This is a genomic window from Bifidobacterium sp. WK041_4_12 (genome assembly GCF_041080795.1).
Lineage (GTDB): Bacteria > Actinomycetota > Actinomycetes > Actinomycetales > Bifidobacteriaceae > Bombiscardovia > Bombiscardovia aquikefiricola.
Window position 1 is genome coordinate 1,053,516 of sequence record NZ_CP129674.1, and the last position, 24,971, is coordinate 1,078,486.

The 24,971-nt window shown below is 53.7% G+C and carries 24 protein-coding genes and 1 pseudogene; 21 read left to right on the forward strand and 4 right to left on the reverse strand.

Translation table 11 applies throughout. The features are described from left to right. Positions 1-29: 29 nt before the first annotated feature. The 10 genes from QN215_RS04520 to purH all read left to right on the forward strand — a co-directional run bounded on the left by QN215_RS04520 (position 30) and on the right by purH (position 9,599). Positions 30-785: a YebC/PmpR family DNA-binding transcriptional regulator gene (locus tag QN215_RS04520; protein ID WP_369344902.1), complete on the forward strand. Its 756-nt coding sequence runs from the start codon at positions 30-32 to the stop codon at positions 783-785. Between the two features lie 6 nt (positions 786-791). Then, positions 792-1,373 (forward strand): crossover junction endodeoxyribonuclease RuvC, encoded by a 582-nt coding sequence (gene ruvC / locus QN215_RS04525; protein WP_369344903.1) that lies wholly within the window; start codon positions 792-794, stop codon positions 1,371-1,373. Positions 1,374-1,501: 128 nt separating this feature from the next. Next, positions 1,502-2,113 carry a Holliday junction branch migration protein RuvA gene (gene ruvA, locus QN215_RS04530; RefSeq protein ID WP_369344904.1) on the forward strand — a complete coding sequence of 204 codons (612 nt, stop codon included), beginning with the start codon at positions 1,502-1,504 and terminating at the stop codon, positions 2,111-2,113. Between the two features lies 1 nt (position 2,114). Further along, positions 2,115-3,224: a Holliday junction branch migration DNA helicase RuvB gene (gene ruvB, locus QN215_RS04535; RefSeq protein ID WP_369344905.1), complete on the forward strand. Its 1,110-nt coding sequence runs from the start codon at positions 2,115-2,117 to the stop codon at positions 3,222-3,224. Positions 3,225-3,295: 71 nt separating this feature from the next. Continuing rightward, positions 3,296-3,763: a preprotein translocase subunit YajC gene (gene yajC / locus QN215_RS04540; RefSeq protein ID WP_369344906.1), complete on the forward strand. Its 468-nt coding sequence runs from the start codon at positions 3,296-3,298 to the stop codon at positions 3,761-3,763. 33 nt (positions 3,764-3,796) lie between these two features. After that, the gene (locus QN215_RS04545; protein ID WP_369344907.1) at positions 3,797-4,378 is read left to right on the forward strand and encodes an adenine phosphoribosyltransferase; all 582 of its coding nucleotides are present in this window, start codon (positions 3,797-3,799) and stop codon (positions 4,376-4,378) included. 22 nt (positions 4,379-4,400) lie between these two features. Continuing rightward, the gene (sucC, locus tag QN215_RS04550; RefSeq protein ID WP_369344908.1) at positions 4,401-5,618 is read left to right on the forward strand and encodes an ADP-forming succinate--CoA ligase subunit beta; all 1,218 of its coding nucleotides are present in this window, start codon (positions 4,401-4,403) and stop codon (positions 5,616-5,618) included. Next, entirely contained in the window at positions 5,618-6,547 is a 930-nt protein-coding gene (gene sucD / locus QN215_RS04555) for a succinate--CoA ligase subunit alpha (RefSeq protein WP_369344909.1), read from the forward strand. Before sucC ends, sucD begins: the two co-directional genes overlap by 1 nt. A 71-nt stretch (positions 6,548-6,618) precedes the next feature. After that, entirely contained in the window at positions 6,619-7,980 is a 1,362-nt protein-coding gene (locus tag QN215_RS04560; protein WP_369344911.1) for a DUF6350 family protein, read from the forward strand. A gap of 2 nt (positions 7,981-7,982) precedes the next feature. Beyond that, the gene (gene purH, locus QN215_RS04565) at positions 7,983-9,599 is read left to right on the forward strand and encodes a bifunctional phosphoribosylaminoimidazolecarboxamide formyltransferase/IMP cyclohydrolase (protein ID WP_369344912.1); all 1,617 of its coding nucleotides are present in this window, start codon (positions 7,983-7,985) and stop codon (positions 9,597-9,599) included. 362 nt (positions 9,600-9,961) lie between these two features. Here the strand turns inward: purH and QN215_RS04570 are convergent, their stop codons facing one another. Continuing rightward, positions 9,962-11,080 carry an MIP/aquaporin family protein gene (locus QN215_RS04570; protein ID WP_369344913.1) on the reverse strand — a complete coding sequence of 373 codons (1,119 nt, stop codon included), beginning with the start codon at positions 11,078-11,080 and terminating at the stop codon, positions 9,962-9,964. 140 nt (positions 11,081-11,220) lie between these two features. On the opposite strand from QN215_RS04570, the gene QN215_RS04575 reads away from it, so the two are divergent. The 10 genes from QN215_RS04575 (at position 11,221) to QN215_RS04620 (ending at position 22,445) form a co-directional block, all read left to right on the forward strand. Then, on the forward strand, positions 11,221-11,994 hold the full coding sequence (locus tag QN215_RS04575; protein WP_369344914.1) for a pseudouridine synthase: 774 nt from the start codon (positions 11,221-11,223) through the stop codon (positions 11,992-11,994). After that, positions 11,991-14,117 (forward strand): bifunctional cytidylate kinase/GTPase Der, encoded by a 2,127-nt coding sequence (gene der / locus QN215_RS04580; protein WP_369344915.1) that lies wholly within the window; start codon positions 11,991-11,993, stop codon positions 14,115-14,117. The genes QN215_RS04575 and der overlap by 4 nt, the downstream gene beginning before the upstream one ends. A gap of 575 nt (positions 14,118-14,692) precedes the next feature. Further along, positions 14,693-15,859 (forward strand): iron-containing alcohol dehydrogenase, encoded by a 1,167-nt coding sequence (locus QN215_RS04585; protein ID WP_369344916.1) that lies wholly within the window; start codon positions 14,693-14,695, stop codon positions 15,857-15,859. A gap of 26 nt (positions 15,860-15,885) precedes the next feature. Next, positions 15,886-16,941, forward strand: a complete 1,056-nt coding sequence (locus QN215_RS04590; protein WP_369344917.1) for a methionine ABC transporter ATP-binding protein — start codon at positions 15,886-15,888, stop codon at positions 16,939-16,941. Beyond that, positions 16,925-17,605, forward strand: coding sequence for a methionine ABC transporter permease (locus tag QN215_RS04595; RefSeq protein WP_369344918.1), 681 nt, complete (start codon positions 16,925-16,927; stop codon positions 17,603-17,605). The genes QN215_RS04590 and QN215_RS04595 overlap by 17 nt, the downstream gene beginning before the upstream one ends. A 129-nt stretch (positions 17,606-17,734) precedes the next feature. Then, on the forward strand, positions 17,735-18,604 hold the full coding sequence (locus QN215_RS04600; protein WP_369344919.1) for a MetQ/NlpA family ABC transporter substrate-binding protein: 870 nt from the start codon (positions 17,735-17,737) through the stop codon (positions 18,602-18,604). 60 nt (positions 18,605-18,664) lie between these two features. Further along, positions 18,665-19,522, forward strand: a complete 858-nt coding sequence (locus tag QN215_RS04605; protein ID WP_369344920.1) for a DUF1684 domain-containing protein — start codon at positions 18,665-18,667, stop codon at positions 19,520-19,522. A 41-nt stretch (positions 19,523-19,563) separates the two neighbouring features. Then, on the forward strand, positions 19,564-20,883 hold the full coding sequence (locus QN215_RS04610) for an aminotransferase class I/II-fold pyridoxal phosphate-dependent enzyme (protein ID WP_369344921.1): 1,320 nt from the start codon (positions 19,564-19,566) through the stop codon (positions 20,881-20,883). 6 nt (positions 20,884-20,889) lie between these two features. Beyond that, on the forward strand, positions 20,890-21,966 hold the full coding sequence (locus tag QN215_RS04615; protein ID WP_369344922.1) for an iron-containing alcohol dehydrogenase family protein: 1,077 nt from the start codon (positions 20,890-20,892) through the stop codon (positions 21,964-21,966). Positions 21,967-22,091: 125 nt separating this feature from the next. Further along, complete coding sequence (locus tag QN215_RS04620) at positions 22,092-22,445, forward strand: hypothetical protein (RefSeq protein ID WP_369344923.1); 354 nt, start codon at positions 22,092-22,094, stop codon at positions 22,443-22,445. Positions 22,446-22,593: 148 nt separating this feature from the next. Here QN215_RS04620 and QN215_RS04625 read toward each other — a convergent pair whose 3' ends face one another. From QN215_RS04625 to QN215_RS04635, 3 genes and pseudogenes are all read right to left on the reverse strand, one after another. Beyond that, entirely contained in the window at positions 22,594-22,791 is a 198-nt protein-coding gene (locus tag QN215_RS04625; protein WP_369344924.1) for a DNA-binding protein, read from the reverse strand. A gap of 116 nt (positions 22,792-22,907) precedes the next feature. Continuing rightward, positions 22,908-23,177 carry a hypothetical protein gene (locus tag QN215_RS04630; RefSeq protein WP_369344925.1) on the reverse strand — a complete coding sequence of 90 codons (270 nt, stop codon included), beginning with the start codon at positions 23,175-23,177 and terminating at the stop codon, positions 22,908-22,910. Positions 23,178-23,340: 163 nt separating this feature from the next. After that, positions 23,341-24,302 (reverse strand): annotated as a pseudogene (locus QN215_RS04635) (IS30 family transposase). Positions 24,303-24,523: 221 nt separating this feature from the next. On the opposite strand from QN215_RS04635, the gene QN215_RS04640 reads away from it, so the two are divergent. Beyond that, the gene (locus QN215_RS04640) at positions 24,524-24,961 is read left to right on the forward strand and encodes a hypothetical protein (RefSeq protein ID WP_369344926.1); all 438 of its coding nucleotides are present in this window, start codon (positions 24,524-24,526) and stop codon (positions 24,959-24,961) included. The last annotated feature ends 10 nt before the right edge of the window (positions 24,962-24,971 follow it).

Genomic DNA, 24,971 nt, shown 5'->3' on the forward strand with positions numbered 1-24,971 from the left:
GTTTATACCATCGAATCGTCAGGAGCAATATGTCAGGGCATTCCAAGTGGGCGACCACGAAGCACAAAAAGGCTGCCATCGACGCCAAAAGAGGCAAGCTCTTCGCCAAGCTCATCAAGAACATTGAAATAGCAGCACGCACGGGCGGCGGTGATCCTGACGGCAATCCAACTTTGTACGATGCCATCGTCAAGGCCAAGAAGTCGTCAGTTCCCGCAGACAACATCACCAGAGCCGTCAAGCGTGGTTCCGGTGAAGAGGCTGGCGCTGCCAACTATGAGGATATCGTCTACGAGGGCTATGCGCCTGGGGGAGTCGGACTCATCATCGAATGTCTGACGGATAACCGAAACCGAGCTGCAGCCGAAGTGCGTTCAACACTCACCAAGAATGGTGGGTCGCTTGCGCAGAACGGTTCCGTCAGCTTCAACTTCGAGCGCAAGGGGCAGATCGAAGTTCCTGGAGATGGCACCGATTACGACACCGTTTTCGAAACTGCGGCAGATGCCGGTGCCGAGGACGTGTCCGATAACGGCGACAGCTTCACCGTCGTCACCGATCCAAGCGATATGGTCACTGTCCGCAAGGCATTGCAGGCGGCCAACATCGACTATGATTCCGCAGATCTGGTCTTGAATCCCAAGACGGAAATCGATCTGGACGAGGACGCTGCTCGCAAGGCCGTCAGAATGACAGATGCTCTGGATGATCTTGACGACGTGCAGAACGTATATAGCAACTGGACCGCTTCGGACGAGGTTCTCGCGGCACTGGATGAGGAGTAGTCAGCAGTGATTATCTTCGGCGTTGACCCTGGGCTGACACGCTGCGGGGTCGGCGTCATCGAAGCCGGCAAAGGACGCCGGCTTTCTTTTATTCATGTCGATGTGATTCGTTCTGATCCGCACACTTCGCAGGATTTGCGATTGTTGACCATCTTCAATGGGCTTACAGCCAAGCTGGATCGATTCAAACCCGATGCGGTTTCCATTGAACGCGTGTTTGCCCAATCCAATAGAAATACCGTTCTGGGAACCGCTCAGGCCGCAGGCTTGGCGATGCTTGCAGCAGCCCAGAGAGGCGTTCCGGTGGCGTTACACACCCCTACCGAGGCAAAGCTTGCAATCTCGGGCAATGGGAAAGCCGATAAGCCCCAGGTCGAACGCATGGTTGCTGCGGTTCTGGGACTCAACGCTCTGCCGACGCCCGCAGATGCTGCAGATGCACTGTCGATAGCCATCTGCCATGCCCTGCGTCCGCAAGGTGCTTTGCAAGGTGGAGAGCGCGAGCAGCATCTGACCACAGCGCAACGGGAGTGGGCAATCGCGACGCAGCGGGCAGCGAAACGTGGAGGAGTCCGCGGCGGCATGTAGTCTTTCGAACAGATGTTCGATTTTCTTGCGTCTGTGTGGATAGGTACTGAGATAGATACTGAGACAGATATCGAGCTAGTTAGATACCGAGCAATCCAGTCAACTCTTTGCGGGAAGGAACTGACCTTATGATTGGCATGTTACGAGGTAATGTGTTGGCCGTCGAGTCAGATTCGATGCTGTTGGATGTCAACGGCATAGGCTTTGACATCCGCATGCCCAAGTCCGATCTATCGACATTGCGCGCAAACCAATCCTGCAGCGTGCATACCGTCATGAACGTCTCACAGGATGCCGTGACCTTGTTCGGTTTTTCGGCATCGGGGTCCAAGGAACTGTTCTTGCAGCTTCAGAAGGCAAGCGGCATTGGCCCCAAGGTGGCCCTCTCCATTCTGTCCACGCTCAATCCCAAACAATTGATCAAGGCCATAGCCGATGGCGATTCAGCCGCACTGGCGCGCGCCCCGGGACTGGGCAAGAAGGGCGCGCAGAAGATAATCCTCGAACTATCCGGCAAGGTGGAACTGCCCAGTGCAACGTCTTCGGAGCAGGCCGAGCATCGAGACGCGGGATCTGAACAGGTGGTGCAGGGGCTCATATCACTCGGATGGCAGGAGAAAGAGGCTCGTCAGGCTGTGCGCAATGTCTGTGAGCGCGAGCATATCGAAGAACCCATCGGAGAGCAGGACATATCGAATATCTTGAGAATGGCATTGACCTCCCTCGATAAAGGACGCTGACATGACCAGGAAAACATCGAACACACCAGCGGGCACTCCAGCAAGCGTTCCAGCGAGTACAGAGGACACTCGAGCGAATGTCGGAGCGCGCGAGGATTCACTCAAGGTTGTTTCAGCGACACCCTTGGATGACGAGAACCTCAGTGACGAGGAATTACGCCCTTCCACCCTGGATGGCTTCATTGGACAGCCCAGACTCAAGGCGCAGCTCGGTCTCTTCCTCAATGCCGCCAGAAAACGTGATGTGGCACCGGACCACATACTGCTTGCAGGACCTCCAGGACTCGGCAAAACCACGCTGGCAATGATCGTGGCCAAGGAGCTTGAGGTTCCCATCCGCATCACTTCGGGACCGGCAATCCAGCATGCCGGCGATCTAGCTTCGATTCTGAGCTCGCTTGAAGCGGGCGAGGTCCTGTTCATCGATGAAATTCATCGCATGCCCCGTGCCGCGGAGGAACTGCTCTACATTGCCATGGAAGATTTTCGCGTGGACGTCATGGTGGGCAAGGGGCCTGGAGCATCCTCGATTCCCTTGACACTCCCACGCTTCACGGTTATCGGAGCCACAACGCGAGAAGGCATGTTGCCATCACCGTTGCGCGCACGTTTCGGATTCACCGCACATCTGGATTTCTACCCGCACGAGGAATTGGAAAAACTGGTGGATCGTTCCGCAGGCGTGCTCCGCATCAGCCTCGGTGATGGGGCGGCCGAAGAGCTCTCTCTGCGCTCGCGCGGAACACCTCGCATTGCGAACCGTCTGTTGCGAAGAGTCAGGGATTGGGCGATTGTCCATGATCTTGACACTGCGGGTGCTGACGACGTCAAGGCAGCCCTTGCCCTGTATCAGATTGATTCCGAGGGTTTGGACAGGCTTGATATCGCGGTCTTGAAGGCGATTGTCACCAATTTCAATGGTGGACCGGTTGGGCTCAACAATCTGGCTGCCATGGTTGGTGAAGAATCTGAAACGGTAGAGACCGTATGCGAGCCATATTTGGTTCGTGAAGGCTTTATGATGCGAACGCCAAAGGGCCGTGTCGCAACGGATAAGGCATGGCGGCATCTGGGTCTTCAACCGGACAGCAATGTCAGAGAGTTATTCTAATATCATTAATTTGGATGTATTGGATGCCCTGACTTCCAAGCTCACATACAGCACACTTAAGGAGTGGCACAATGCAGTATCTTTTCCTCATTATCCTCGTAGTCGCGATGGCAGCAATGATGTGGTGGCAGTCGCGCAAGGCCAAGCAGCAGCAGGGCAAGGCTAAGGACTTTCGTGAATCCTTGCAGCCAGGCAAGGAAGTCTCGACCTATTCAGGTCTGCTCGGCACCATCGTTTCCGTCGATCTTGAAAAGGAACAGGTAGTTATCGATTCCGAGGGTTCGCAGTCAAAGTGGCGCATTCAGGCCATAACTGAGCCACCAGTCGTACCTGCATACGTCCACGACGATGAAGTGGACGAGAACGGCAATCCTCTCCCTCAGGTTGAGGATGGAACCGTTGCGCAGCCTGCAGATGGGACGATTGATACCACTGCCGTCGACGATGCTCAGATTCCCGTCGAGGCACAGGCCGATGCCAGCATTCCCGATGCAGCGGCAGACGCACAGTCCACAGAACCAACGTCCAAGAATAACTGAATATTTACGCGGTTAACCGCGAGGAAGTAGTTTATGTCTAACACGGACATCACCATAGGTGAGCTCAATACGGTTGGTGAGGCGAACGCGCAGTACGTGGTTTCTCTCATTCGCTCGATTCCGGATTTTCCGAAGCAGGGTATTCTTTTCCGAGATTTCATGCCGGTACTCTCAGACCCACGAGCGAACCATCTGCTCAATGAAGCGCTGATCAAGGCGCTACCCGTGCAACCGGACGAGTTCGATACCATTGCGGGATTGGAGGCACGAGGATTTCTTATCGGACCTGCAATGGCTGAGCTTACAGGAAAAGGCTTTGTTGCCGTTCGCAAGGCTGGGAAGCTGCCTCCTGACACCCTTGCAGAGGATTATTCCCTTGAATACGGTTCTGCGAGCATCGAAATCGAGCGCGATGCCATCCACAAGGGGGAACGCATCCTGCTCGTTGACGACTTGATTGCAACGGGAGGGTCTGCATGTGCTGCACGCCGTCTGATCGAACAGGCTGGCGGCATCGTCGTTGGGTGTAGCTTTGTTATGGAGTTGAATGGCCTTCACGGACGTGAGGCGCTGGGATTGGACGCCGTCAGTTCACTGATGACGATGCCTGCATAACTTCACCGGAGGATTGGTTTTCATGGACTTATACGAATATCAGGCGCGAGAGTTGCTCCAAGAAGAGGGGATTGCGGTCCCCAAAGCCATATTCGCTCAGAACTCTCATGAGGTTGCTCGTGCTGCACAAGAAATTGGCTTCCCTTGCATGATCAAAGGTCAAGTCAAGATCGGTCATCGTGGTCAGGCTGGCGGCATCAAGATGGCAGAGGATCTTGACAGCGCAATCCTTACCTCTGAGCAGATTCTTCCCATGAGCATCCATGGGCATAAGTGCAGTGGTGTCTTGGTTGCAGAGGCAAAGAACATCCTTCACGAATACTATGTCTCCATATCGCTCGACAGAGACTCACGCGATTTCGACGTGCTGGCAACCGCACACGGTGGCACGGAGGTCGAGGACATTGCGAAAAACCACCCCGAAGCGGTTAAGCGTCTGCATATCAGTGCCCTTGAGGACTTTGACATCACGGCGGCAACGGACATGGCGAAAGCCATCGGCTTCTATCATGCCGATGTTGATCAAGCTGCTGAGATTCTGTTGAAGATGTGGCGAACCTTCACCAAGAACGATGCAACGCTTGTGGAGATCAACCCACTTGCCAAGATCGGCGATCCAGACGACGAATCCTCGAAGTCCTTGAGCGCCCTGGATGCAAAAATCTCGTTGGATGACAATGCGGCTTTTAGACACGATGGCTGGAAGCGTTTTGCCGATCCGATTCTCGTTGACCCATTTGAACAGCAGGCGCAGGAGCACGGCCTGCATTATGTACATCTCAATGGTCAGGTTGGCGTCATAGGCAACGGAGCGGGATTGGTCATGAGTTCGCTCGATGCCGTGTCAGGAGCGGGCGAACAGCAGAACAGCGATGTGAAGCCTGCAAACTTCCTTGATATAGGCGGTGGTGCTTCGGCGGAGGTTATGAGCAAGAGCCTTTCCATCGTGCTTTCAGACCCACAGGTCGTTTCGGTTCTCGTCAACGTCTATGGCGGCATCACATCCTGCAAGCAGGTTGCCGAGGGCATCATTCTCGCATTGAACGAGATTGTTTCACCCAAGCCCGTGGTCGTTCGGTTCGATGGCAACGAGGCGGCAGAAGGATTGCAGATACTCTCTCTATCCGGCAATCCACGAATTCATGTGGCCAAGACGATGGAGGAGGCTGCATCCACGGCAGCCAGACTGGCGGCTCAGCAGTCGACAACGGTATCTCTTGCTGGAAGGGAAGGTCTGTGATGTCACTCTTCGTTGAACATGGTGCTCCCGTCATAGTGCAAGGCATGACAGGTCATCAGGGCATGACCCATACCGAAAGAATGCTGAAGGCGGGGACGCATATTGTCGGGGGAGTCAATCCTCGCAAGGCTGGAATGAGTGTCAGCTTCCGTCTGAATGCTGAATCCAGCGTCGATGTTCCTGTCTACGCCGATTGCGCCGCGGCCAAAAACGCAACCGGAGCGAGCGCAAGCGTTATCTTCGTTCCACCTAGATTTGCCAAAAGTGCGATGCTTGAGGCCATAGATGCTGGAATCTCACTGATTGTAGTCATCACCGAAGGTGTTCCAGTCTTCGATACCGCATACTGCGTAGCCAAGGCAGCCGAAAAAGGAGCTCGCATCATCGGTCCCAACTGCCCCGGTCTGATGACGCTGCCCGATCCTGACGAGGCACAGTCGAAGGGCGCCAATCTGGGTATCATTCCAGACGGCATCGTTGGGCCTGGACCGTTGGGGCTGATCTCCAAGTCGGGAACGTTGACATACCAGCTTATGGGCGAGCTTTCCGACATTGGCTTTACCGCGTGCATCGGTATCGGCGGCGATCCCATCGTTGGCACGACCCTGCTCGAAGCTCTGCAGACTTTCAACGACGATGCACGTACCAAGGCTTGCGTACTGATTGGAGAGATCGGCGGCGATGCTGAGCAGCAGGCTGCGCTGTGGGCTCATGAGCATATGAGCAAACCCATCGTTGCATACATTGCCGGTTTCACCGCCCCGGAAGGCAAACAGATGGGGCATGCCGGTGCAATTGTCTCCGGTCACAAGGGAACAGCTCAGGCCAAGAAGGAAACACTCGAAAGCGTAGGCATTCGCGTCGGCCATACCCCTGGCGAAACGGCGAATATCATGCGTCAGGTACTGAAGACGCAGAAGCTCATATGACGAAACGAATACACATATGGGCGCGGGGAATAGGCGTTGCTGTAGCAGCAATGGCCATATTCGCCGTAACCATGGTGTCATTTATTTCTCTGACCCTGCTTGTCATCTCGATGGAAGAGGGCGGAGCCAATCTTTCGGATAGCACCGTGTCGCTTACCGGCGCAGTGGTATTACTCTCCCAAGGCATAGGGTTCAACTCGGGCAGCTTTACGCTTGGGGTAGTACCGCTGCTGCTGACACTGTTGCTGATCGCTCTGATACGGCAGCTGGCACAGCGCTTTGGTACATCCCTGCCGGGATACTGCGCTGGATTGCTGACATGGATAGTGTTGAATCTGCTGTTGGTTCAGAACACTGCCGTGAACTTGAGCGGCTCGACGATATCGCATGTTATACGTACAGCATTGGTCTTTTCCCTTGGCTATCTGCTTGCAGACATTTCGAATTGGAAAGAGATACAAGCTCTTCTCTCGTTCTATCGCGAGCATGTTCCAAGCCAGATTCGTCTGATCATTCGTATCGGTGTCATCACCTGGTTGGCGGTAACCGCGCTCTTCATAGCCATAGCGCTAGGTACCTGCATCTACTGGATGGTGGTGAATCACCAGGTGATGGCGCGCCTTTTCGCGCTGCTCAATATGGGCATGGGATCGCGCATACTGACGAGCATCGCGTCACTGATGTGGATTCCCAATCTGTGCATGTGGGCTCTTGCGTGGGTGAGCGGATCGAATTTTCAGATCGGAGATGCTGGATACTTCAGCATGTGGCTGGGAAAGTCGACTGATCTACCACCAATTCCAGCATTCGGTCTGCTTCCCGATCAGGTCAGCAATGATGTGATTCGCACGATGCTGCTTACGCTTCCGATGACCTTGGGCTTTGTCGCTGCGCTCGTCGTGATTGTTCATCCACGAAGCTGCGACGCATGGACACTGATCACCGGCAAATGCGATGACATCACTTGGAAACAGGCGATTATCAGACTGAGCTATCCGATAGGTGCCCTGTGCATCACCGCTACGCTCATGGTCTTGAGCTTTCTGAGCCTTTTTGGCGTGACCAATGGGCCCTTGGGCAAGGATCGTCTGGCGCACGTTGGAGTGAATACGCTCGAAGCGACTCGCAGCGTCGCTCAACCTACCTTTTTGGGATTCACAGTGGCGTGGATTCTCGTCGTCGTCATCATTTCGTTCAAATTTGGCATACATATCGTGCTGATGAGCATTCAACGTCGTGCCGAAGCATCGAAAGAGATTGATGTCGAAAGTCTGCATGACACTAATAACGTGTCAGCATCCATCGGGGACCATTCCAGAGTTATCAGCAGCAAGGATTATGGCAGCAGTGAAACGTCCACGACGGTTCTTGTACATGCAGAGAATTTGGGTAGCAGCAAGAAGGAAGCTGATACCAACGCCAAGGAGGATTAATAATGCCAGACAGTTATCGTCCAATTCACCGAGCTTTGGTCTCAGTCTTCCACAAGGAAGGCATCGAAGTTCTTGCACAGGCCTTCAAGGAAGCCGAAACAGAGGTGGTCTCCACCGGTTCAACGGCCAAGAAGCTTGCTGAACTTGGTGTCAACGTCACCCCCGTCGAACAGGTCACAGGATTCCCTGAAAGCCTTGACGGTCGTGTGAAAACACTCGATCCACATATTCACTCAGGCATTCTTGCCGACATGACCAACCCTGAACACCGCAGTCAGCTGGCACAGCTCGGCATCAAACCATTCGATATGGTTGTGGTCAACCTGTACCCATTCGCCGACACGGTGCGATCCGGTGCGGACGAAGCCCATGATATCGAGAAGATCGATATCGGCGGGCCATCCATGATTCGTGGTGCAGCCAAGAACCACGGCTCCGTCGCCGTCATCACCGACCCTGAGGATTACGCTCTTGCTGCGGACCGCGTGCAGCATGGCAAGGGCTTCAGTCTTGAGGAACGCGAATGGCTTGCTGCAAAGGCCTTCGCGCAGACAGCTTCCTACGACGCGACCATAGCCGAATGGACATCATCGCGCTGGACAAAGCCAGAGACGCTGAAATCCGATGCTGGCGAAGGCCATGCAATCGCGGAATTTGCCCCGACCATCTCTCGTACCTGGGATTTGGCGCATACCCTGAGATATGGGGAGAACCCGCATCAGCAAGCCGCATTGTATGTTGACCCTCTCGATCAGATTGGCTTTGCACACGCCGAACAGCTTGGCGGCAAGCCCATGAGCTACAACAACTATGTCGATGCTGATTCTGCATGGCGCAGCGTATGGGACTTTGCCCCAGCAATCGCCGTTGCCGTCGTCAAGCATTCCAACCCCTGCGGTCTCGCAATCGGCGCAACGGTTGCAGAGGCACACCGCAAAGCCCACGCCTGCGATCCCATGAGCGCCTACGGTGGCGTCATCGCTGCGAATGCCCGCGTATCGCTGGAGATGGCACAGCAGATCAAACCGATTTTCACAGAAGTCATCGTTGCGCCTGCATACGACGAAGAAGCGTTGGCACTGTTGCAGACCAAGAAGAATCTTCGTATTCTCAAGGTCGCCAACCCGCCGAAGGTCCAACACCAGCTCCGTCAAATCGACGGGGGATTGCTGGTTCAAAGCAAGGATATGAGCGATGCCCCTGGTGATAGCGCAGACTCGTGGCAGCTTGTCGCCGGAAAAGCGGCAGACGATGCCACGATGCGTGATCTAGAATTTGCTTGGCGCGCCATTCGTTCAGTCAAGTCCAACGCCATTCTGATCGCCAGCGATCAGGCCACGGTCGGCATTGGCATGGGACAGGTCAATCGTGTGGATTCGAGCCAATTGGCCGTGACACGAGCCAACACGCTTGCTGATGGAGCCAACCGCACAAAGAATGCGGTTGCGGCATCCGACGCCTACTTCCCATTCCCCGATGGCTTCGAAATTCTGGCCGATGCCGGTGTCAAGGCTGTCGTTCAGCCAGGTGGATCCATACGAGACGCACTTGTGTTCGAATCTGCCAAGAAGGCAGGAGTCACGATGTATGTGACAGGAACTCGTCATTTCTTCCACTGACCATCAATGAGGGACCAACCTTCAATATGAGGAAACGAGAGATTATGAGTGCTTTCCAATCACAGGATGATGCCAAGATACGCGATGATTCCCACGATGGATCTCGCAATGGATTTCGCGATGAATCTCAAGATGATTCTCATGGCAATCAACCGGTGTCGCTGCATGAGCACCCATTCGTTTCCGAAAGTCACGAAGGAAAGCCATTTTTTGAATGGATTGTGGCTGCAATCGTAGCGATGTGCATGATTGCAGCTGTTTTGCGATATCAAATGGCCGCAACGATAATCATATCGGTTGCGGCCATCATGCTTGGGCTGATGAGAATCACGCTACGTCAGCGCAGCCCCTGGAAAGTGCGTTCAGTTGGATTTGACGCCTTTATCAGTATCTTCTGGGGAATCGGACTCCTCGTTACCTTCTTCAGCGTCTGGCTCATGCTCTGACTCCTGCGCTGTTTCCTCAGCCTCGGCAGACTCTGTCTCTGCACTGTTAGTGTTCTCCGAGACTGTGCTGTCTGAGACTGAGTCGTCTGAAACTGAGTCGTCTGAAACTGTGCTGTCTGAAACAGTATCTTCTGCAGGGGCTTCGTCTTCATCTGCATAGTCTTCCGCTGTTTCTGAGGCTGTATCATCATCGACCACGTCATCATCGGCAACGCCATCAGCAATCGACTCGCTGGTCTGAGCAGCATTCAACATGTTGAGCAAAATGATGACAAGGGATACGATGGCAGCCGCAAGCAGTGGGCATACCCAGAAAATCCAAAGCTGCTGCAATGGATACTGTGTCAGACCCTTGTTCTGTGCAATCAGCGCAATGCCGGTTGAACGAGCAGGATTCATGCTTGCACCGGTTATGGGGAAGGTCACTGCAGCGCCAATGCCGTATGCGATGCCCATGACGAGTGAATGGTTGGCCTTTGGCTCGCCATCGGCATGAAGCGTTCGTATGGCAGCGGCAATGACGACAATGCTTGCGATCAGTTCAACGACGATTGCCATCGTGATGTTGAATGAGATTTCTGTCTGGGCAAGAATGCTGTTGGACGCTGAACCCTTGTCGAAGCCATTGACCACGTAAGTCAGCCATGTCTTGTCGGGAATCGACGACGATGATGGCAGAATGCTCACGACAGTTGCAGCTGCAGCGATTGCGCCAACAAGCTGTGCCACCACATAGAGCAGCGCATCAAGCCAGGTGATCTTCGCAGTGAACAGTGCCGCCACGGTGACTGCCGGGTTGAAGTGAGCGCCGGAAAGCTTGCCCAGAATCGCACTGACAATGCCGTACGAAGCGGCTGTGGCAACGGCGATGAGTAGTGTGTTTGCGCCGTAGAGAACCTGACCGAGAGTGCCAACGATGAAAAGCATGGCGCATACGAAGTATGTGCCGACGAATTCAGCACCAGCGCGAACGGCTATATGGGTCTTGGGCGCAGGAGTGCTTGTGGAATAAACCTGATTGAGGTTTTCTGACATTACATTTCCTTAATGCTGTATAAATTCATAGAAAGGTACGCTTGTCATGATAGCAGTCTCAACTTGTACTGCTCTATCGGTATTGTTGACAAGTCAATGATGCTTGTCGAGCATCACCAAGTGGCCACGTTGGGAGAACGATGCCTCACTCATATGAACATGCCTTCAAGGCAAACGATCAAAACGAAGACGGGATTCGTCTGCAAAAGGTTCTGGCGCAAGCCGGGTTCGGTTCGCGCAGGAAATGCGAACAGATCATCACCGAAGGTCGCGTGGAAGTCGATGGAGAACTCATAACCGAGCTCGGTTCTCGCGTTGATCCCAAGCACCAGCAGATTCGAGTCGATGGTTCAAGAATTCACTTGAATGACCGTCACATCACGCTCATTCTGAACAAGCCCAAAAAAGTACTGTCAACCATGGATGACCCCAAGGGACGCTTTACCTTGCGCGATATCATAGGCGACAAATACGAGCGCGTATTCCACATGGGCAGGCTGGACTACGATTCCGAAGGTCTGATACTGATGACCGATGACGGGGAACTCGCACAGCATGTGATGCACCCGAAATATCAGGTCAAGAAAACTTATATTGCCACGATTGAGGGCAAAATCGGCGGCAATATCTGCCGTCGACTCGTCACTCAGGGCGTGCGGTTGAAAGATGGCGTGATTTCCTTCGACCACTGCGCGATTATCGATCAGAATCGCGAGCATACGATTATCAAGGTTATTCTGCATTCAGGGAAGAACCGCATCGTTCGCAGGGTGTTCGCCGCCATCGGTTTCCCAGTAAAGCGACTCGTGCGCGTGCAGATTGGACCCATCAAGTTGGGCGATGTCAAACCAGGATCCTTCAGAGTCATGTCACAGGTTGAGCTGAAGTCTTTGGAAAAGGCGGTTGAGTTATGATTCGCGTAGCAATCGATGGCCCTGCAGGAGTCGGCAAGTCATCGACTTCCAAGGCGTTGGCGAAGCATTTTGGCTTTGCATACCTCGATACCGGTGCCATGTATCGTGCAAGCGCCTGGTGGTGCATGGATCAAGGTCTTGATCTGGACAGCCCGGAACTCGATGAACAGCAGGTGACCGAGACCGTGGCTGCACTGTTCGCAGACAGCCATATCGACATCAGTCTCGACCCTGACAATCCCGGAATCCATTGCGATGGGCAGGATATTTCAGAGGCGATTCGCTCCTCGGAAGTGTCATCCCGTGTGTCCAAGGTGTCCGGCATCATACCAGTCCGACATGTGCTTATTGCAGCTCAGAAAGCATATATCGCGGGTGAAGCCGATGAGGAATCCTTCTCTCATGGCGCGGGAATTGTGGCCGAAGGTCGTGACATCACCACCGTTGTTGCTCCACACGCCGAAGTGCGCGTTCTGCTCACCGCCCGTGAAGATGTTCGCGAAGCCCGTAGACTCGGACAGGCAGTTCAGGGCGTTGGCAATGATGACGTTCTAGCGCGCGACAAGGCGGATTCCAAGGTCACAAGCTTCCTGAAGGCTTCCGATGGCGTGACAACCGTCGATAATTCCGACATGGACTTCGAACAGACCTTGCAGGTGCTGATCAAGCTTGTCGAAGATGCCGAGGAAGCACGCTCATATGAGGATTACGCGTCGAATCTTGAAGGCTACGACCTTGAAGATGCTGACCGTGATCTGATTGCATCCTCGGGGACTGGCGAAGCTCCTGCAAGCCAGACGCGTCAGCAGGTTGGGGTGCTTGCCATCGTCGGACGACCGAATGTCGGCAAGTCAACGCTGGTCAATCGAATACTCGGCCGTCGTGTCGCCGTGGTTGAAGATACGCCAGGCGTTACCCGTGACCGAGTCAGCTACGATGCAGAATGGGCGGGCACGAATTTCAAGATTGTCGACACCGGGGGATGGGAAACCGGCGTTGAGGGCATTGACTCGGCTGTTGCCTCTCAGGCCGAGATAGCGGTTCACCTCGCAGATGCCGTCGTGCTTGTCGTGGATGGCCAGGTCGGTCTGACTGCAAGCGATGAACGAATCGTCACGATGCTGCGGGCTTCAGGCAAGCCAATCGTGCTGGCAGTCAATAAGATCGACGGTGGCGATTCAGAATATCTTGCCGCTGAGTTCTGGAAACTTGGCATGGGGGAGCCGTACTCGATTTCAGCCATGCATGGGCGTGGCATCGGCGAACTGCTCGACGTTGCCATGGATACGCTGGCCAAGACCAAGCACACTTCGGGATTGCTCACTCCAACCCATCTGCGACGTGTGGCTCTTGTCGGTCGTCCCAACGTGGGGAAGTCATCGCTTCTGAATCAGCTTGCCCAGGAAGAGCGGGCAGTTGTCAACGATTTGGCGGGGACGACGCGAGACCCCATCGATGAAGTCGTGAACATCGATGACGAGGATTGGCTCTTCATCGATACGGCTGGAATCAAGCGGCGCATGCATAAGGTTTCTGGTGCTGACTACTATTCAAGTCTGCGCACTCAGGCTGCTCTTGAACGAAGCGAACTTGCGCTTGTCCTCTTCGACGTCTCGCAGCCAATCTCCGATCAGGATCTGAAGATCATGAGTCAGGCAGTTGATGCCGGCAGAGCAATCGTACTCGTGTTCAATAAGTGGGACCTGCTAGATGAATTTGGCAGAAAACGACTGGAACGCTTGTGGGAGACTGAATTTGAGCGTGTTACCTGGGCTCAGCGTGTGAATCTTTCCGCCTTGACCGGATGGCATACGAATCGCCTGACCAATGCGATGAACACTGCTTTGGAATCGTGGGACAAGCGTATTCCAACCGGTAAGCTCAATGCATTTCTGGGTAAGATTCAGGCCGCGCACCCTCACCCGTTGCGAGGCGGAAAGCAGCCTAGGATTCTTTTTGCCACGCAGGCTTCGACCCGGCCTCCTCGTTTCGTTATTTTCGCAACAGGATTCCTCGAGCATGGATATCGCCGCTACATTGAGCGCTGCCTGCGTGAAGAATTTGGATTCGAAGGTTCGCCGATGCAAATTTCGGTCAATATTCGTGAAAAGCATCGAAAATGATCTGATTCTTGCCATCTGACGAGGCAAAAGTCGGCAGTTTGGGATGAGGATTTGAGTTTTGTTGCCTTTTTGAAGTATGAGTGCCTGAATTCGGTTTATTCGCGTCAGCAGTAGGCGGTTTTTGCACTCTGATACTTGAAAAAGGCAACAAAACTCGATACCCAACGTCGCGTCGGGGCGTGTGTAGCTCCTTTGCGCATAGGTGAGTGCTTTTTTGCACGGCCACACCAGCAGCAGTCGTCTCAGCAAGCTGGTTCCGCAATTAATTTCAGTGATTTATGTCGGCAATCTACACCACCGATCTATCACAACGATTTGTCCCAACGGTCTGTCCCAGCGCCCTGTCACAACGATGTGTGGGTCACTATGTCTCACAAATATGTCCGAATAGTGAGATAATTTGCTGTTTCCGTATACGATTTCCCTCGAGTTCTGAGCCATCCTTCGGCTATGGAACTTGGCATGATAACCCTCTATCGATTGTGAGTATAACGCTGAGCTTGTAGTGCAACTTACGCCCCGAATACACTCAGGCACCAATACAAAGCTTGTCGGTTTCAAGGGGGTTTCGTTCCATGGCGTTCACATTCTCAAGCAAGGCAGAACTGGTGTTCGGAGTTGGTGCTGAGTCCAATCTGGAACGTTTGTTGAGAGCCAATCAGGCACATTCGATTCTTTTTGTGTACAGCGGTGACTATGTGTTTGATCTGGGCATTCGCCAGCTCGTCGTCGAAGCAGCGTCTCGCATCGGTGCCGAGCTCATTGAATCCGGCAGCGTCGTTCCGAATCCGCGCATAGAGCTGGTGCGTGAATTGATTCAGACTTCCCGCGAACACCATGTCGATTTCGTTCTTGCTGCAGGTGGGGCCAGTTCCTTCGATACGGCAAAGGCCGTTGGGGTCGGCGCTCTCTATGACCATGACGTTTGGGATTTCTTCGTTGGAAAAGCGCAGCCACACGACACCTTGCCCGTTGGAGTCATATCCACGATCCCAGGCAGCGGCTCCGAACTGTCCGACTGTGCCGTATTGCAACTGGGACATGATAAGCGTGCTCTCGAAACGAACGTGATAGTGCCAAAGTTCGCCATCGTCAACCCCGCATATTCCCGCAGCGCACCGTATCGCTCTCAGGCAGCAGCCGTCGCTGATCTTGCCGTGGGATTCCTCGAACCCTATTTCACCGACAAGGCGCATATAGAATCTGCTGACCGCCTGCTGGAAGGCGGATTCGTTGCAGCGCTCAATGCCGGCAGACGATTCGCAAGCAATCCGGAAGACCTGCAGACCAGAACCGAACTGCATTGGCTCTCTGCCGTCATGTACAACCATTGCTTCCTCGCCACGGGGTCTGAAAACGATTGGACCACGCATCGCCTGGAACATGAGATCGGCGGTCAGTTCGACGTCATTCATGGAGAAGGCATCGCAGCCATTCTGCCCTCCATCATCCGATATGTCTCCAACCGAAAGCCGCAACGATACGCGCAACTCGCCGTTCGGGCACTGCATGCGGACCCTTACGATGCGAACGAGAAACAGCTGGCGGAACTTCTGGCAAACACCTTGGAAGAGTATTTCAGCTCACTCGGCCTCGCTACCAGACTTTCGCAACTCGGCATTGAACCGGACGACTTTGCAGGCATCGCAGAACATCTGACACATGGCAATACCAAAACCGTCGGCAATTATTCGCCGCTCGACGGGGATGATGTGCTCAACGTTCTAGAACTTGCCCGCTGATTTCCGAGAGCACAATGAAGGAGGATATGGCAGTGCCACCAGCAATAGCCATCAGCAATCTCACCAAAACCTTTTCCAGTGAAGAAGGGGAGAAGACAGCGCTCCAATCAGTCAACCTCAGGGTTGAACAGGGCGACATCTATGGAATCATGGGGCTATCGGGCGCTGGCAAAAGCACCTTGGTCCGCTGCATCAACGGCCTTGAACACTATGACTCCGGCACGGTTACCGTGAATTCGCAAGAGGTCGGCAGCTTGAACCGCAGCGATCTACGTCTGCTCAGACGAGACATTGGCATGATCTTCCAATCATTCAATCTCATGCCGTCAAGAACCGTTGCAGGCAACGTCGAGCTTGCGTTTCGCGACCGCAAGGACAAGACCACGCGCGAGAGCCGAGTCGCTGAACTCCTTGATCTCGTCGGTCTGGCCGACAAAACACACAGCTACCCCAGCGAACTGTCAGGTGGGCAGAAGCAGCGAGTCGCCATAGCCCGCGCCTTGGTGAATAATCCCAGCATTCTGCTCAGCGATGAGGCAACAAGCGCACTCGATCCCAATACGACACAGTCGATACTCGATCTGCTGCGCAAGCTGCACGACAGTCTCGGACTCACGATTGTGGTCATCACCCATCAGATGGCCGTGATCAAGCAGATCTGCAATAAAGTCGCCGTAATCGCCGACGGTTCCATCGTCGAAGAGGGCAAGGTATTTGACCTGTTCGTGAATCCACAGGCAAGCTTGACGAAATCCTTCATCGAAACGACATCGAATCTGGAGAAGATAAGCTCGCTTATCGAGCATGATTCCCCGCTGGTCGCCCTGCATCCCGGAGAGATGCTGCTGCGCATGCAATATGTTTCGAAACAGGTGTCCTTCGCGCTTATTTCAACCATTTCTCGCCAATTCAACATTGATGCGAACATCATTTTTGGAGATATCGACGTGGTTGACAATGCTCCCTTGGGAGGACTCGTCGTCATTCTCAAAGGCGAACAGGCTGACATACGCGAAGCCATCACATTCTTGAAAAACCGCGATATAAGAATTGAGGTGCTGAAACATGCTGAGCTGGCTTGATTACCTGTTTCCCAATGTCATGGCGCGATTGCCGGAATTCTTCGACAGCTTCGTGCAGACACTCGTCATGGTTGGCGTGGCCGGGATCATCTCATTCGTTCTGGCCTGCGGGTTTGCCGTGATACTGATTCTTACGCAGCCACATGGGCTTACGCCTCACGCCGTGGTGTTCAATGTTCTGGATAAGATCGTCAACACATTCCGCTCCATCCCGTTCATCATTCTGGCCGCAGCGCTCGTTCCAATCACCAGAGCGATTGTGGGCACTGCAATCGGCACGCAGGGTGCCATATTTCCATTGGTCGTCGGCATCACGCCATTCTTCACCCGACAGATACAGTCGGCGCTCGCTGGCGTAGACGCAGGATTCATCGAAGCTGCAGAAGCCATGGGAATGGGAACGGGTGAGATCGTTTTCCGCATCTATTTGCGCGAAGCAATCCCTTCGATTATCCGAGTGAGCGTCATCACGCTGGTCAGTCTGATAGGTCTGACGGCAATAGTGGGCATCGTTGGCGGCGGCGGTCTCGGAGATTTCGCCATCCGATACGGGTATCAGCGATACATGTTGGATGCAACCTATGCCACCATCATCGTCCTTGTCCTGCTTATCGGACTTATCGAATGGGTTGGAAGGCTGCTGGTCGAAATTTCGCAGCACTAGCAGCGAGCATGCAGACAGCCAGCAGCGCCATCTCATCATCAAGCAGCTATTCAGTACCGAGGCATTTTTTCATAATCTAAGTAACCATTCATAACCACAAGCAATACAGAAGAGAAGAAAGAGACAATCATGGCAACAACAACGAAAGATCGCAGCAAAGTGCGTGCGAAACGAACCCTGTACGTGATTCTTGCGGCAGTAGTAGTGGTCATTGCAATAATCGGCAGTGCCTTTGCCTATCAGAATTCACAGGCGAGCGGAGAAACGGTCGTCAAGGTCGGACTGGTGGGCAATTCGGACGACAACGTCTGGAAGGCAGTGCAAGCGCAGCTCGACAAGGAGCATGCCAATATCAAGCTGGAATACAAGACCTTCCAGGATGGCATCTACACCAATCAGGCATTGTCAAACAAAGAGCTCGATATCACGGCTTTCCAGCACTATGCCTTCCTGAATCAGGAGATCAAAGACAAGGGCTATAAGTTCACGGTCATTGGCAACACCTACATTTCTCCCTTCAATCTCTATTCGGACAAATACTCAAGCCTGAAGGACTTCAAAGCAGGGGACAAGGTTGCCATACCCAATAATGCAACGAACCTAGGGAGAGCGCTCAAAGTGCTTGACTCAGCAGGGCTCATCAAGCTACAAGACAGCTCAGCCGACAACCCAACCGTCGATGACGTTGCAAGCAATCCCAGCGGCATCGTGATCGTGCCGAATGATCCGGCATCGATTCTGAACCTGCTCCCTGATTATGCAGCGGGCATCACCAACACCAACTTCGTGTTGGACGCAGGCAAAAAACCAAGCGACGCACTGTACGCACCGAAGATATCAGCCACTTCGAAAAGCTTCAAACCCTACGTGAATGTGATCGTTGCGAACACGGACCAGAAGAACAATGCAACATATAAGAAAATCGTGGATGCATACCACACTTCAGCGGTGGCTGAGCAAATCAAGAAGAACAGCAACATTCCGTTCTTCAGCAAGTAGCGTCTTCGTGAAAAAGCGTCCAGTCAAGCAATCGTAAATCAACAAGAGGAGCAGATCATCATGAGTCTCGATATTCATAGCGCAGTGCTGGCAGACAACTATGTTCAGCAATGGAACATGTGGCACGATCAGCGAATCGAGGAACTGACATCCCCACATGGTTATCTCGCACCGACCTCGATCACATGGGTTGCCGAAGGAGAGAACAAAACAATCGAAGGCATACCGGGCCGATGGTCGGCTCATGATGATGTGCTCCGATACGAACCCGATCTTGCAGCCTCCGTTCCCGTCATCAATGCCGGCACAACAATCCGCGAGGCGATTGCCTTCACACCGGAGAATTTCGGCGAACAGGCGCTTGCCTATCTCCACTATCGTGATCTTCGAATCGAAGTGAACTCACAGACTGATCTGGTGCACCAGGACGCTCACCGTTTCTGGATTCGCGTGAAGGATCCTGCAAGCCCCAGTCGGCGTGACTTTCGAGGAATACCCCAGTTCCCTCTGGATCGAAAATGGCGTATCGAAGCATCGTTTACGAGAAACCACAACAGGGATCTTGACATTCATGATTCGGTCGTCACCACGGTGCTGCAATCATATCCGATTCTCGGCTACGTGAACTTCAGCCATGAAGGCCAGCAGCATTCCCTGGTCGTGTCCAACGTCTTCGGACATGCCAGCATATTCTTTTCCGACGAAACCAGCGGAAATGAAAGCTACGCGATAGGGCGCGTCCTTCAGCTTGACGCGCTCAGCCTGGATGATCTGGAAGCCATCGATTTCAACTATGCAATCAACTATCCCTGCGCCTTTTCGATATTCTGCACATGCCCGATCCCATCCAAAAGAAACCATCTGCCATTCGCGGTAACAGCAGGCGAGCAGTCGCCTGAGGATGAAGCACAGTACTAGGTTCGCAGCATGAACAGCAAGGCGAAAGGGAGAAGTTTTCGATGACTTACGATGAGCACATTCTCACGCAACAACAGGGAAAGCCGGCGTTGCGTGAGACTTACGATGATTCCACGACGGATTCTCCATTAGACTTCACGCTGGGTTCCTCGTCGAATCTTCCGGCCAATCCCTTCTCGGTGATGGACGCTCAGATTGAGCGATACCAATCGCAAGGCATCGATGTCATTGACTTGAGCAAGGCGAACCCTGATCTGCCAACACCTGCATTCATTGTGAAAGCAGGTCAGGAAGCGTTGCATTTGCTTGAAAACAACAGGTATTCAGCGTTTGACGGCAAACCGGTTCTGCTCCAAGCGGCACAGCAATGGTACAAGAGTCAGCATGGCGTAAGCGTGCAATGGGACACGCAGCTTCTTGCCACCTGTGGAGCTGGGGTAGCGCTGACGGCTGTGACGCAATGCCTGTTGAAGCGTGGCGACGTGATGCTTGCGGTCGGGCCATACTATCCGCCGTATCAGGCTTTGGCTGATGCTGCAGGTGCTCGGATGGTCACCATCGCGAGTACTGCTGAAACTGATTTTCTTCCTGATATCGACAGCGTTGACGAAGAAACCTGGAATGCTGCGACCTTGCTGCTGCTGAACTATCCGAATAATCCCACGGGCGCGCTCGCAACCCGAGACCTGTTCCGACGATTGGTTGATATCGCACATCGGCATCATGTCATCATTGCCAACGATTTCGCCTATGCGGGACTTGAATCAGAAGGCAATCGTCCTATCAGTCTGCTGGCTACGCCCGGTGCATCGGACTGTGCGATTGAAATCGTGAGCATGTCAAAAATGTATGCCATGGCTGGATGGCGCTTAGGATTCTGTGCAGGTCCTGCAGAGCTGATGCGAGAGATACGGGAATATCATCATCAACTCTGTTCGAGTCCAACGGGAGCAGTGCAGGATGCTGGCGCTGTAGCCCTGCTCAGTGACCAGCATTCGGTTCATGAACTTTCGCTGATATATGCGAGAAGGCGCAAGCTGTTTATGCAAGGGCTCGAAGCTGCTGGATTATCGGTGTTCGATTCCAAAGGATCGGTGTTTGTATGGGTGCGAGTTCCTGAGAATCAGTCAAGCAGCCAATTTGCCCAGGAGTTGCTTTCGCATGCGCATGTTGCGGCGATGTCTGGGGAATGCTTCGGCCAATATGGCGAGGGATATGTTCGTCTGAGCCTGCTCACGGACGAGCGAAGGCTTCAGGAAGCTGCTGCACGAATCGGCAAAATCGGTAAAATCAGCAAACTAGACAAACTAGGCAGAATCAGCGAAATTGACAGACCATGCCTGAACAATGAGACAAGGTGAGAAACAGTGGCTTTTGGCGTTCATGATGGCGATATCCGTTCCGGCCCAGACCGATATGTCAACATCGCGGGGGAGGTTCGCAACCTTGACGAATATCTTCAGCAGTATCATCATCCGGCAATCATCACCGGCGAACGATCATGGCAAGCCTTCAGAAGGTATGCTGATACCTTCGAACCGCATTACCCGGTGTTTCATTACGACGGCAGCGCCACCTTGCGTAACGCTCATCAGCTGGCTCAGCAGGTTGAAGGCGCAGACGTCGTTGTTGCCATCGGTGCTGGCAAGCTTTCAGACACGGTCAAGAACGTTGCCGCTCTCTTGCATTGCAGCATCGTCATGGTCCCCACAATGGCGGCAACATGTGCCGCATATTCTGCGTTCTCGGTCAACTATGACGAAGAGCACCGGTATGTGAATGCACCCATGCACGCCAGCAACAGCGACATTCTGATAGTCGACCCGCAGTTGATTGCGACGAGTCCGGTTGAATATTTCATAGGTGGAATAGGCGATACTCTGGCCAAATGGTATGAATCTGCGCCTATTTTTGCTCGTTGCGAGCAGCTGAGTACTTTCGATCGGCTCGCACAGCAAGCTGCCTCCATCGTTCGCTCCGTCATCATTGAGGAAAGCAAGGATGCCGTATCTTCTCTGCAGACGGGCTTAATCAATGAGCATGTGAACAACGTCATCGATGCCATCATCGGTCTCGGGGGAACTGTCGGAGGCTTCGGAGGAGTGCGTGCCCGAGCCTCTGGAGCTCATGCGATGCACGATGCGCTCACTCTGCTTCCAGAATCATCGCCTGTGGTGCATGGTGCCAAAGTCGCCTATGGGATAATCGTGCAGCTGCTGGTCGAAGACAAGACCGGTGAAGCTAGAAGACTCCTACCATTCTATGATTCGATCGGGCTACCGCATTCATTCGCAGACATGGGCATGACACCCTCTGCTGAGAAATGGCGGACTGTGGCGGAAGCTGCTGCAGATCCGTCCTTCTCGTTCTGCAGAGCAGTGCCCAACATAACCCCGCAGAGAATCCTCAGCGCCATGAATCAGGCAGAGTATAGCCTCTCCTGACAGTTTCTGCAGCTCAGTGGGGTCTGCTGGTTCGAATATGTGGATATGCGTGGCAGACATACGGTACCATGTCGGGTGTCTAGACATTGCACCGCTCTTGTGGCGGCAGCATGGAGCACAGGGTTATGAAAGTCAGTGATCGTTACCGAGCTATTCCTGACAAAGAGATGGTCGATGCGACTCACACCCCGATATGTGTCCATCAAGAGTTCGTGTTGTTGGAAGAGCGTTACGGAAAAATTGGGATGCAGAACGAATTGAGAGCAAGTATTCTTCGAGTTCTTCGACCAGCAAGGACATCTGCCGCCAGTGCCCCAAACCCACTGCCAGAAGCACACTACGTTGGCACCGCAACCATACGGGCAAGCCAACAATGTCAAGAAATATCTAAGACATCATATCGCTTTGAACTTGCTCTTGTGCATGGTGAGCAGCGGAAAGTGTCGATGTTCTTGGCCTGGCAGTCATATAATTCTTGAGCTTCACGTTTGATATTGCGCCAAAAATCGTCGTTCTGCTGGGCTTGTTGCGTGTCTGGTCAGTGGTGTGAGTGGACGAATCTGATGTCCATTCCCAGACTTTTGGCTATGCTGACAATGTTTTCGTATGAGGGATTGCCGTTTTCTGTCAATGCCTTGTATAGTCCGCTTCTGCTGTGCCGGTGTCATTGGATGTCTGGCTGATTCGTCTGCGCGCCTTGGTGACATTGCCGAGAGCGGCCTGCACGAGGCGCGTGCCTCCCTCGTCCGTGGCGGCGTTGAGATAGTCCGCGATGTCCTTTTCGCTATGCAGGTGCTCGCTGATGTCGAATCTATGAGTGTCCATTGTCGGGCGGTTCCTTCCATCGTGAAGCCTGTCTGGGAAGTCTCTTGATGTCCCTGCTCTGCGTGGATTTGCAGCCTCTGCCGACGAGCTGAATTGAGTCTTCGATGTGTGAGACATCAATGTGGGTGAGTCTGGCATAGATGGCTGTTCCGGCTCTGGCGCTGCTCGGAAAGGTAGCCGTTGTGCGTGGTGATGCAGCGTGCGAGCGTATGCTCCTCGTTGTAGACGGGAATCACGATATCGGCATCAACGTGACGTGAATATCCGCATCGCTGTGCGATTTCGCTGCCGACACCGTGCGGTGTGACGTCTACCGGCCTGCTATGTGTCTCATTGTTGTTGTCCATACTGGTATAGAACAACCACGCTCTTGTTGTTTGCTTCACTCATCATCATTGTTCCATTCAATCCTACGTAAAGGTCCCTGTATGTTTTCTGAGAGTTATCTGTATCGCGTGGATTTATGCTGCTTGTTTTGTTTCGGCTGTGTTTCGTTGGTTCGTTCGTTGGTAATGGTCGAAATATTTACACTATATACGATGCTGCTCGTCATGTTCGTTGCATGATTTTCTCGCTGGGTTTCATATATTCGAGGGTTTTTCTGGGTCGGTCGTTGAGTTCTTCGGCGACGGCGTCTAGGTAGTCCTCGGGGTAGATGCTCAGGTCTGTGTCTTTGGAAAAGTATTGGCGTAGAGTTCGCTGCCTTGGTCCCAGGGCAGGGCGTTGCGCAGGAGTTTGGGCAGGTGGCGCATCTTGGCGATGATGGCGTGCTGCACGCTCTGGGCGTCGTGGTGGTCGGGCAGGTGCAGCAGGATGGTGAACCGGGTGGCGCGTTCGACCAGGGTGCCGATGGCGGAACGGTCGCCGGTGCCGCAGATCAGGTCGCCTTCCCAGTGGCCGGGCACGGCCCGGTCCTCGATGCTGGCGGGCCGCTCGCTGATCATGATCATGGGTTCGCGGAATCGTGGGGTGCGCGCGTTGGTGTTCTCCTGGGGTTTGCGTGTGGTGCGTCCCGATCGCAGTGCCTGTTGCAGGTCGAGTTTCAAAGTGCCTTTGGCTTGCACGTAGATGGCCTGGTAGATGGTTTCATGGCATGCTTGCATGTTCCTGTTATCCCCGTGCTCGCGTTTGAGCCGACCGTCGGTCTGCTCGCGACTGATGCTCGAGGCGCTGCGTTGCAGCAGCAGGGCTATCATGCGTATCGAGTCTCCATTGTGGAGTCGGTCGGCGATGCTGATGCGTTCGGATTGGCTCAGATAGCGTGTGCTGATGGGCTTGGGCTGGTCCATGTCATGACGATACCAGTCAACCAAGGGCCGTTCGTTCCTGCCCGTGCTTCTGGTTCGCTCGTTGCGCCATGTTTTCCCCGTGCGTTTGGATACCCCGACCATGCGGGCAGCCTGGGTGAAGTTCATGCCTTGGTTCAACAGCTCAACATAGTGGACGCGTCTCGCCCGGCACATCGCACGCCGGGTCGCATAGACCACGCCCCGATACTCGTATTGCGACATCCACACCTCCCAGAAGGACAGATGTTGCAACGATCACCAGAACCTAACCTATGCCATGGTGGTCGACGAGTGGGGGAGTATTCGAGACAACATCTCTGTTGGAATTAAAAACTATGGTTTGCGTCCTGCTACGCGCGTGAATCTGAAGCCTCTGGTGCTGTCGGCATCGCATGTGGATCAGACGCAGAACAATGCTCATGATTTGCGCCTTACCTTTGTGGATGGACGAGGAAACGCTGTCAAACCCGTCGGGAGCACTTGCTGACTACAGGGTTGTCATATCCGGCACGCACAGTCTGGGCGGCAATGAATATGGCTGGAAGCTGGTCAATGCCTCGAACACGGTGGTGGCTTTGGGCAGTTCCTCTGCCGGGACCATGACCGTTCCCGACGATGTGCGTAACGGTGAATATACGCTCTGGTATTGGGGGCAGCAGGATGGAACCGCTGCGAAAGGCTGGTCGAACAAGGCCACGGTGCCTCACCAGCAGTCGGTGACATTGCAAGGTTCGCTCACCAGCCTGCCATATACAGGCAGTGCTCACTTCTGGTGGCTGATAGCCTTGCTTGCAGGAGGAATATTGCTTCTTGCCGGCTACCTGTATACGCGTGCCGGGTCGTGGCGTTCTCTGAGTCGGAGTGCAAGCTCATCCCAATGACCGTGATATT

What these genes read in the sequence shown, in the direction of transcription:
- der (WP_369344915.1), top strand. Translation starts at nt 11,991, where the DNA reads ATGATTCGCGTAGCAATCGATGGCCCTGCAGGAGTCGGCAAGTCATCG.
- QN215_RS04520 (WP_369344902.1), top strand. Translation starts at nt 30, where the DNA reads ATGTCAGGGCATTCCAAGTGGGCGACCACGAAGCACAAAAAGGCTGCC.
- sucD (WP_369344909.1), top strand. Translation starts at nt 5,618, where the DNA reads ATGTCACTCTTCGTTGAACATGGTGCTCCCGTCATAGTGCAAGGCATG.
- ruvB (WP_369344905.1), top strand. Translation starts at nt 2,115, where the DNA reads ATGACCAGGAAAACATCGAACACACCAGCGGGCACTCCAGCAAGCGTT.
- QN215_RS04590 (WP_369344917.1), top strand. Translation starts at nt 15,886, where the DNA reads ATGGCAGTGCCACCAGCAATAGCCATCAGCAATCTCACCAAAACCTTT.
- QN215_RS04595 (WP_369344918.1), top strand. Translation starts at nt 16,925, where the DNA reads ATGCTGAGCTGGCTTGATTACCTGTTTCCCAATGTCATGGCGCGATTG.
- yajC (WP_369344906.1), top strand. Translation starts at nt 3,296, where the DNA reads ATGCAGTATCTTTTCCTCATTATCCTCGTAGTCGCGATGGCAGCAATG.
- QN215_RS04620 (WP_369344923.1), top strand. Translation starts at nt 22,092, where the DNA reads ATGAAAGTCAGTGATCGTTACCGAGCTATTCCTGACAAAGAGATGGTC.
- ruvA (WP_369344904.1), top strand. Translation starts at nt 1,502, where the DNA reads ATGATTGGCATGTTACGAGGTAATGTGTTGGCCGTCGAGTCAGATTCG.
- QN215_RS04570 (WP_369344913.1), bottom strand. Translation starts at nt 11,080, where the DNA reads ATGTCAGAAAACCTCAATCAGGTTTATTCCACAAGCACTCCTGCGCCC.
- QN215_RS04625 (WP_369344924.1), bottom strand. Translation starts at nt 22,791, where the DNA reads ATGGACACTCATAGATTCGACATCAGCGAGCACCTGCATAGCGAAAAG.
- sucC (WP_369344908.1), top strand. Translation starts at nt 4,401, where the DNA reads ATGGACTTATACGAATATCAGGCGCGAGAGTTGCTCCAAGAAGAGGGG.
- QN215_RS04605 (WP_369344920.1), top strand. Translation starts at nt 18,665, where the DNA reads ATGAGTCTCGATATTCATAGCGCAGTGCTGGCAGACAACTATGTTCAG.
- QN215_RS04545 (WP_369344907.1), top strand. Translation starts at nt 3,797, where the DNA reads ATGTCTAACACGGACATCACCATAGGTGAGCTCAATACGGTTGGTGAG.
- QN215_RS04600 (WP_369344919.1), top strand. Translation starts at nt 17,735, where the DNA reads ATGGCAACAACAACGAAAGATCGCAGCAAAGTGCGTGCGAAACGAACC.
- QN215_RS04560 (WP_369344911.1), top strand. Translation starts at nt 6,619, where the DNA reads ATGGTGTCATTTATTTCTCTGACCCTGCTTGTCATCTCGATGGAAGAG.
- QN215_RS04610 (WP_369344921.1), top strand. Translation starts at nt 19,564, where the DNA reads ATGACTTACGATGAGCACATTCTCACGCAACAACAGGGAAAGCCGGCG.
- QN215_RS04575 (WP_369344914.1), top strand. Translation starts at nt 11,221, where the DNA reads ATGCCTCACTCATATGAACATGCCTTCAAGGCAAACGATCAAAACGAA.
- QN215_RS04585 (WP_369344916.1), top strand. Translation starts at nt 14,693, where the DNA reads ATGGCGTTCACATTCTCAAGCAAGGCAGAACTGGTGTTCGGAGTTGGT.
- QN215_RS04640 (WP_369344926.1), top strand. Translation starts at nt 24,524, where the DNA reads ATGGACGAGGAAACGCTGTCAAACCCGTCGGGAGCACTTGCTGACTAC.
- purH (WP_369344912.1), top strand. Translation starts at nt 7,983, where the DNA reads ATGCCAGACAGTTATCGTCCAATTCACCGAGCTTTGGTCTCAGTCTTC.